The organism is Arsenicibacter rosenii, from assembly GCF_001870735.1.
In the GTDB taxonomy this organism is placed as follows: domain Bacteria; phylum Bacteroidota; class Bacteroidia; order Cytophagales; family Spirosomataceae; genus Arsenicibacter; species Arsenicibacter rosenii.
In genome coordinates, this window is sequence record NZ_MORL01000238.1 from 1 (window position 1) to 592 (window position 592).

Annotated in this window: 1 protein-coding gene; it reads right to left on the reverse strand. The window is 45.1% G+C overall.

Going from position 1 to position 592, the window contains the following annotated elements; genetic code table 11:
- Positions 1–346: DUF4172 domain-containing protein (locus tag BLX24_RS31050; RefSeq protein WP_143092977.1), on the reverse strand; the 346-nt coding region annotated here is incomplete at its 3' end.
- Between the last annotated feature and the right edge of the window lie 246 nt (positions 347–592).

Here is a 592-nt window from a genome sequence, read left to right on the forward strand (position 1 = left end):
CTGCCGTTAAGGGCTCCTGATAGCGTCTGACCAAATCAACCATCATCTGAGAAACCCCTGCTTCTTTGGGACCCGCCCTTCTGCCATCTGTCTGAAGACCTAACTGTTTGCGGATCGAGGACTGTACAGAATCACGATCCAACACTTCGCCTTCAATTTTAGACGTGTCAAGTGCTTCATTACTAAGTAGCGTAACGCGTAGTTCATTGATTTCGGCGGTAGAAATGGCCGCCAATGATCCGACAATGACGCCGGCATTCCGGTGAAATTCCCGCTCATAGTGGGTAAACTTTGTTTCGTCAAACGTAAACCGGGGCCAGTCCGGTAACTGCCAGATCCATTTCATGCATTATTGCGCTGCCTTCTATAGCTCAATATTAAGAATAAAATGAGTTATAGAAAAGAAAGCTATAACTCATTTTTTAGCATCAATCGGTTTTTTATGATGTCCATATACAACGTAAAGGTTTTCGCAGGCCTTAAAATACGCTTATTTTACAGGAGCAGATGCAACATTGTTGTGTTGTTTGGGGAAATTTCTCCGGCCAGCGCACAGGAAAACCAGTTTTCTCCGGCGCTCATGCGGGAAGAT